The sequence below is a fragment of the Thermodesulfovibrionales bacterium genome (genome assembly GCA_026417875.1).
Classification (GTDB): Bacteria; Nitrospirota; Thermodesulfovibrionia; order Thermodesulfovibrionales; family CALJEL01; genus CALJEL01.
Window position 1 is genome coordinate 22,334 of record JAOACK010000021.1, and the last position, 7,109, is coordinate 29,442.

Annotated in this window: 7 protein-coding genes; 1 reads left to right on the forward strand and 6 read right to left on the reverse strand. The window is 41.1% G+C overall.

Annotated features, from left to right (window positions below; genetic code table 11):
- Positions 1–4: 4 nt before the first annotated feature.
- Genes N2257_05505 through N2257_05520 form a run of 4 tightly spaced genes read right to left on the reverse strand, consistent with a single transcriptional unit; the run spans position 5 to position 4,310 of the window.
- Positions 5–733, reverse strand: a complete 729-nt coding sequence (locus N2257_05505; GenBank protein MCX7793842.1) for an MBL fold metallo-hydrolase — start codon at positions 731–733, stop codon at positions 5–7.
- 10 nt (positions 734–743) lie between these two features.
- A complete protein-coding gene (locus tag N2257_05510; protein MCX7793843.1) occupies positions 744–1,382 on the reverse strand; it encodes a hypothetical protein in 639 nt (212 codons plus the stop codon).
- Positions 1,383–1,387: 5 nt separating this feature from the next.
- Positions 1,388–2,206, reverse strand: coding sequence for a DsbC family protein (locus N2257_05515; protein ID MCX7793844.1), 819 nt, complete (start codon positions 2,204–2,206; stop codon positions 1,388–1,390).
- Positions 2,193–4,310: a bifunctional (p)ppGpp synthetase/guanosine-3',5'-bis(diphosphate) 3'-pyrophosphohydrolase gene (locus N2257_05520; GenBank protein MCX7793845.1), complete on the reverse strand. Its 2,118-nt coding sequence runs from the start codon at positions 4,308–4,310 to the stop codon at positions 2,193–2,195. Before N2257_05520 ends, N2257_05515 begins: the two co-directional genes overlap by 14 nt.
- Positions 4,311–4,369: 59 nt before the next feature.
- Between N2257_05520 and N2257_05525 the strand changes: the two genes are divergently transcribed.
- Complete coding sequence (locus N2257_05525) at positions 4,370–4,990, forward strand: tetratricopeptide repeat protein (GenBank protein ID MCX7793846.1); 621 nt, start codon at positions 4,370–4,372, stop codon at positions 4,988–4,990.
- Between the two features lie 25 nt (positions 4,991–5,015).
- Here the strand turns inward: N2257_05525 and recJ are convergent, their stop codons facing one another.
- Together recJ and secF are read right to left on the reverse strand one after the other, a co-directional pair.
- Positions 5,016–6,701: a single-stranded-DNA-specific exonuclease RecJ gene (gene recJ / locus N2257_05530; GenBank protein ID MCX7793847.1), complete on the reverse strand. Its 1,686-nt coding sequence runs from the start codon at positions 6,699–6,701 to the stop codon at positions 5,016–5,018.
- 12 nt (positions 6,702–6,713) lie between these two features.
- Positions 6,714–7,109 (reverse strand): protein translocase subunit SecF (secF, locus tag N2257_05535; protein ID MCX7793848.1); only part of this gene is annotated, 396 nt, incomplete at its 5' end.

Here is a 7,109-nt window from a genome sequence, read left to right on the forward strand (position 1 = left end):
TCCCCTATTCAGGTGTTTTTATGATGACATTTATCTTCCCCCTAAGAAGCTCCGCGAATCTCTTTGCATCTGATTCTGTTCCAACAATCGAGGCATAATGCATTGGTATAGCAATCTTTGGTTTTATGTCAAGGGCTGCCTGGACTGCCTCCTCTGCTGTCATTACATAGGTTCCTGAAACAGGAAGCAGGGCTATGTCCACATCCTTAAATGTCTTCATCTCAGGTATATAATCCGTGTCTCCTGCTATGTAGATCCTATGGTTATTAACCTTAAAGATATAGCCAACCCATCCACTTTCCTTTGGATGAAATTTTTTATTCGTATTGTAGGCTGGCACTGCCTCTATCTCAACTCCCATGACATTTATTCTGTCCCCTGGTTTTACTATCTTTATATTGCCTGAGAGTTTTTCAGCACAGTCCTTTGGTGCTACTATCACGGTGTCAGGTCCCTGTATGAGTTTTATATCCTCTGGAGAACAATGGTCATAGTGCTCATGTGTTATAAGTATAATGTCTGCCCTGTCCTTTTTCTTGAGCTTAAAAGGATCTGTAAAGATTACCTTTTCACCTACAATCTTGAAAGTGTCATGTCCGAGCCAGTGAATATTTTCTACCATCTTTAATACCTCCTTTCCATTTACTCCTGATGACCCAGGGTCACCTCCTGCATTTAGAGATGTTAGAAGAAAGAAGGACAGAAAAACTGAGAGAGTTAAAATTTTTTTCATTTTTACCTCCTTAATAACGCCAGAGTTTTCTTAAAAGTTCCTCCTCTTCTCTGTTAAGTTCCTCAATCCTTGCATTCAGCTCATTGACTCTTTTTTCAAGCTCTGCTTTTTCCTTCTCAAGTTCTCTCTTCTTTCTTATAGCAAGGAGCCGGCCCTCTCTTCTTATCTGAAGATTGAGTTTTTCGATCTCACTCATTATGGAGGCACTCTCTCTTTTAAGTACCTCTTTTTCATTCTGGATACTTTCAAGCCTTGCCTTTATCTCATCTTCATCTACAACGGCAGGTACGGTGACGGCTGGTTCTCTAAATGTCACTTCTGTTTCTGGTGGTTTTTCTTCCCTGTAGGGTTCGCTTATTTCTTTTATTTCTGCTATATCAGCGCTATCTATCTCAATCATACCACCTGATTTAAAAAACTGTATCCTGCCATCAGCTTTTTTATAACTCTCTACAATTATTGATGAGCCGTTCCTGAGAACTATTCTGTAGGCAGCAAGAACATCGGGAGTAAAGGTTAAGATAGAAATCAATGTTAAGAATAATAAAGTAAGAGCGCGATAGTTCCGTATAGAAAAAGCACAACAGAGGACCCAAGCCTTGCAGAAGGCAATCTGCACTGCAATGAGACCCTCAGCCCAGAGAACCATATCCCTTATCCGGCAATTAATTCTATAAGTTTATCTGCAGGTATTGCTCCAGGAATAACCCTTCCATCAGGAAGTATAATAGTGGGTGTTGAGTTGATACCGAGCTCTCTTCCCAGCGAGATGTTTTTGTCAATCTGATCTGTTTCGCAGTCAGGTTTTGGGGGTGCCTTTCCCTCAAAGTTATCTTCAAGCAATTTTAGAGACCTCTTGCAATAGATAGACTTTGACTTCCAGTATGCGTCCTGGTGGTTTGGTAAGGGGAAAAGCTTTATATAAAAGGCTATATCCTTTCTTTTCTCTATTACCTCTTTCATCTCCCTGTGAAGCCTTCCGCAGAATGGGCAGTCAGGATCTGTGAATACTATCACTCTGTATTTTGCCTTTCTGTCGCCCATCAGAAGCGCATCATCAAGGGGAATTTTTGAGGTATCTATTTTATTAAGCTCTGTAAATCTCTCCTGGGTTATATTCTTCGATGTGCTGAGCTCGACTATCTGTCCGATCATTATAAACTTTTTTGAGAAATCAAGATAGATAATTCCCTTCTTCCCATCTTTCTGTATAAATATCTCCCAGATGCCCTTTGCGGGTGATTCTGTTACTCCTGTAACCTTTACTGTTTTCAGCTCAGGTATACTGCCAGCCTTAAGAATCTTTTCAGCTTCTTCAGGCTTAAGACGGTGACAGTCACTGCACTCACCGCCTCCTCCGGTAACTGGAAATGCTCTTGCTTTAGAAAGAGATAGAGTGTGCAGATTAAAAACTAAAGCAAGAAGGATAAAGGGGATCATTAACTTTTTGGTTGTGTGCCTATCTTTTAACATTTAATATGCCCTCCATCTGTGATATCTTCTGGATAATTCCAGAAAGCTGTATCCTGTCCCTTACCTGCAGGATAAGTTCAAGATGGGCCTTTCTGTCTGGTGTAGAGAAGGCCTTCACACCTGTTATATTAACATTGAAGGAGGAGATAAGGCTACTGATACTTGCAAGCATCCCTGGCTTGTCAATTGTCTCTATGTACAGCTTTGCTGGAGCAAAGGAATCATCTGCCTTCCAGGTTACCTCTATTATCCTTGCCTCATCAACTGCAAGTTTCTCAAAATTAGGACAACCCCTCCTGTGAATTGTTACACCCCTGCCCCTTGTAACATATCCCACAAGGTCATCACCTGGAACAGGATAACAGCATCTTGATGTATGGTAGAGTATCTCATCCATTCCCTTTATACTTATTCCTTTAACAACCCTTGGCTTCTCCTGTTCCTGAACCCTGGAAGGCTTTACCTTTTCAGGAATGAGTTTATGGATTATCTGCTGTGCTGAGACCTTTCCATAACCCACAGAAACCACGAGGTCTTCATAACTCTTCATATTGAAAAGCCTCGCAAGTTCATCCTGCCTCTGCTTGAGGGTATTGAAAGGGATATCGTGCTTTCTCATTTCATCATCAATAAGCTTTGAACCCAGTTCAAAGGCCTGTTTTCTTTCAGCAGTTTTTATCCACTGTTTTATCTTGCTGCGGGCTTTCTGGGTTACAACAAAGCTCAACCAGTCCTTTGATGGAACGTGGTTTGGTGCTGTAATGACCTCGACTGTGTCTCCGCTTTTTAGCTTGTATCTTAGGGGAACCAGTTTTCCATTAACCTTTGCACCAACACATTTGTTTCCTATCTCGGTATGTACCGCATAGGCAAAATCAACAGGTGTTGCTCCAATGGGAAGTTCCTTTATCTCGCCCTTAGGGGTGAAGACATATACAACATCAGAGACCACCTCTCCCTTTATTGCCTCAAGGAATTCTCTTGGGTCTCTGTGCTCCTTGAGAGAGTTTACAAGTTCTCTCAGCCATGCTATATACTTTGCATCCCTCTCATCAAGATGCCCTTTTTCCTTGTATTTCCAGTGAGCAGCAATACCCTGTTCTGCGATCCTGTGCATCTCCTCTGTCCTTATCTGGAACTCAACCTTCTCTCCCTGGGGCCCGACCACAGTTGTATGAAGGGATTGATACATATTTGATTTAGGCATGCTTATATAATCCTTAAACCTGCCGGGAACAGTGGCCCAGAGGGAGTGAATTACGCCAAGGATGTGATAACAGTTTGCTACTGTATCGGTAATAATCCTTATTCCCAGAACATCATAAACCTCTTCAAAAGGGATCTTCTGCTTGAGCATCTTCTGGTATATACCGTAATAATGTTTTACCCTTCCTGTAATTGAGGCAGGGATATGCTCTACCTTCAATCTCTCTTCAATGGTGTTTATTATCGCTTTTATATAGCCCTCCTGCTCCGCCTTTCTCTTTGCAACCTTTTTCACAAGGTCCTGATAGAGCTCAGGCATGAGCACCTTGAATGAAAGATCCTCGAGTTCGGTCTTTAACCAGCCGATTCCAAGCCTGTTTGCAAGGGGTGCATAGATCTCAATGGTCTCCTCTGCTATAGCCCTCTGCTTCTCAGCAGGAAGATACTGGATTGTCCTCATATTATGGAGTCTGTCTGCAAATTTTATCATTATTACCCTTATATCCTCTGCCACAGCAATTAGCATCTTCCTGAAGTTTTCTGCCTGAGCTTCCTGTTTTGTCCTGAACTGAAGCTTTGAGAGCTTTGTAAGACTGTCCACAAGAAAGGCTATCTCCTTGCCGAACATATCTTCAATCTCTTCCTTTGTTGTACCGGTATCCTCTATTGTGTCATGAAGCAGCCCTGCTCCTATGGTAAGGACATCCATCTTCATATCTGCCAGTATATCAGCAACTGCAAGGGGATGGCTTATATAGGGAGTACCCTCTATCCTCTTCTGGGCACAGTGAGCTTCACGGGAAAAGATATATGCCCTTTTTATAAGTTCAACGTCAGCCTGAGGATTGTAGGCAATTATCTTTTTTATGAGAGAGGCAATTGATATTACTTCAGCCATAATTTATTATAACAATAAATGCGTGATAAGCATGAATAAACAGGAGATGTATGGTCATTATGAGATATAATTTTTTTATGATTCTGCCAAGGATAAAACCTATGGTTTTACTCACTCTTTCTATAATTCTCTGTATCCTCACCTTTTCAAGAAACATTATCTGGAAAGATGAGATAAAACAGTGGGAGGATGTGGTTAAGAAAAGCCCAAAAAAATCAAGGGCATGGACTATGTTAGGAATAGGATATATAAAGGAAAAGTTTCCTGATAGGGCTATACCCTTGATACTGAAGGCTATTGAGCTCGATCCATTAAATGTAATAGCATGGAATGCCCTCGGTGATGCCTATCTTGACCTAAATCTTCCAGAAAAAGCAATTATGCCATTAAAGCAGGCTATTAAAATTAAATATGATTATGTAAGAGGCTGGTCTAATTTAGGAGCTGCTTATCTTGAGCTAAATCTTTTTGAGGAAGCCATCTTGGCACTCAGAAATGCATTAATGTTAGACCCTTATTCAGTAGATATTCACTATAATCTTGCAGTAACCTATCATAAACAGGGAGAGCTTGATAAAGCTATTGAGGAATACAAAAATGTATTAAGGCTGAATCCTTATGATGAAGATGCCCGGTATAATCTCAATCTTGCATACAGGCAAAAATATAAATTACAGTAGAATTTTAAGATTCTTAAATTAAACCTCATTCCACAGCCTTCCTTATTGCCCTTATCTTTAGCTGTATAGCTCTTCTTCCATTGAAGTCATTGATCTGGGGAAGGAAGGCAATGTCAACAGCCCCTGATGTGATATCTATGAGATCTGCCATGCCAAATCCTATGACATCAAATTCACTTCCACCCTGTTTAAGTCTCAGTTTGAGATGACCGTTTCCCACCACCCTCCGCTCAAGAGGAATTATATTCTTTGCTCCAAAAAGGGGCTCCTCATTTCCATAACCGAGAGGCTCAAGCCCTTTAAGCTCGCTAAGAAGGCCGTAATTTATCTGTTCAAAGGCTACCTGGGCATCTATCCTTAGGGTGGGTACTGGTTTTTCATCTCCCAGGCGGTCTCTCAGAGCCTTTTTAAGGGCCCTTTCAAAATGATCAAAATCCTTCAGATAAAGACTCATTCCAGCTGCCTGACTGTGGCCTCCGTATCTCAGGAAGAATCCCTGAAGGGAGTCAAGTATCTTAATAATATCTATCTCAGGAATACTCCTTACAGATCCTGTTGCCACTCCATCCCTTAGCGTGAATATAAAGGCAGGTCTATAAAATTCCTCCTGAAATCTCGATGCAATTATGCCGAGAACGCCGGGATGCCAGCCCTCTTTAATGAGAACGATTCCATCAGGTATTTCGTCATACTTGAGTCTGAAAATCTCAAGTGCCTCTTCGTAGATATCTTCCTCAATCAACTGTCTCTTTCTGTTGAGTTTATCAAGCCATAGAGCAAGGGTCTCTGCCTCTGAAGAATCTTCTGTAAGAAGCAGTCTTATAACATCTCCTGCCTCCTCAAGTCTTCCTGCTGCATTGAGTCTCGGTATAAGGGTAAAGGAGAGGTTTGAAGCTGTGAGCTCTCTATCTTTCATACCCGCTAACTCAAGGAGCGCCCTCAAACCCGGTCTCTCTGAATTTTTTAGAAAAGAAAGTCCCTCTGAAAGGATATGTCTGTTTTCACCTTTAAGGGGCACAATATCTCCAACTGTTGCGATGGTAAGGAGGTCGAGATATTCCCAGAGATGCTCGATACTGCCATAAAGTGCCTGAAGAAGCTTGAAAACAACTCCAGCTCCTGAAAGATGCATGGTGCTATCCTGAGGATTGATCTTTGGATTCAGCACAGCTATTGCCTCGGGAAGAATGGGTTTATTCTCCTTCATAAGGGGTAGGTGATGGTCTGTAATTATAAGATCAATCCCAAGCCTCCTTGCCTCCCTTGCAATACTGAAAGATTTTATACCGCAATCAACTGTAATGATTAGAGAGGCGCCTTTATCCCTTGCCATTCTCAGTCCTGCTTCATTAAATCCATATCCATGGAAATGTCTTGATGGAATAAAAAAATGCACATCTGCACCAAGTCTTTTTAAACCATCAAAAAGAATTGCCGTTCCTGATAGACCATCTACATCATAATCTCCGTGAATGAAAATACTTTCCTTATTCCTTATAGCTTCCTTTATCCTCAAAACTGCATCCCTCATGCCTTCAAAATCAAAGGGATCTGAAAGAAGGGATAGGGATGGATTGAGAAATTCTTTTATCTGAGAGGGTTCTTTTATTCCCCTGTTAATCAATATCTGGGAAAGGGTCCTGGAGATTCCTGTCTTTTTTGAAAGATAGGTAAGGTATTCATCATTTGTCCTTGAAAGGACCCACCTCACACCATGGCTCCCTTATTTTTTTTGGGTCATCCCGCCAAAGAGTAAAACTACAGGACTTGCCACGAATATGGATGAATATGTTCCTATCACAATACCTATAATTATCGCCAGTGAAAAATCATGAATTGCAGGACCACCGAAAAGATAAAGTGCAAGGGCTGCAAAAAGAGTGGTTAGGGATGTTATTATAGTCCTTGAGAGGACCTCATTTATGGACCTGTTTATGAGCCTTTCAACAGGTTCATTTATATTCTTTCTCATATTTTCTCTTATTCTATCAAAGATAACTATTGTATCATTTATAGAATAACCTATAATAGTTAACATGGCCGCAATAAATGGAGCATTTACTGGTACTTTGAAGATAGCATATACACCTATAGTTACAAGAACGTCATGAACTAATGC

Bases quoted from the DNA above. Each gene is read 5' to 3' on its own strand.
- N2257_05505 (MCX7793842.1), bottom strand. From the start codon at position 733: ATGAAAAAAATTTTAACTCTCTCAGTTTTTCTGTCCTTCTTTCTTCTA.
- N2257_05510 (MCX7793843.1), bottom strand. From the start codon at position 1,382: ATGGTTCTCTGGGCTGAGGGTCTCATTGCAGTGCAGATTGCCTTCTGC.
- N2257_05515 (MCX7793844.1), bottom strand. From the start codon at position 2,206: ATGTTAAAAGATAGGCACACAACCAAAAAGTTAATGATCCCCTTTATC.
- N2257_05520 (MCX7793845.1), bottom strand. From the start codon at position 4,310: ATGGCTGAAGTAATATCAATTGCCTCTCTCATAAAAAAGATAATTGCC.
- N2257_05525 (MCX7793846.1), top strand. From the start codon at position 4,370: ATGAGATATAATTTTTTTATGATTCTGCCAAGGATAAAACCTATGGTT.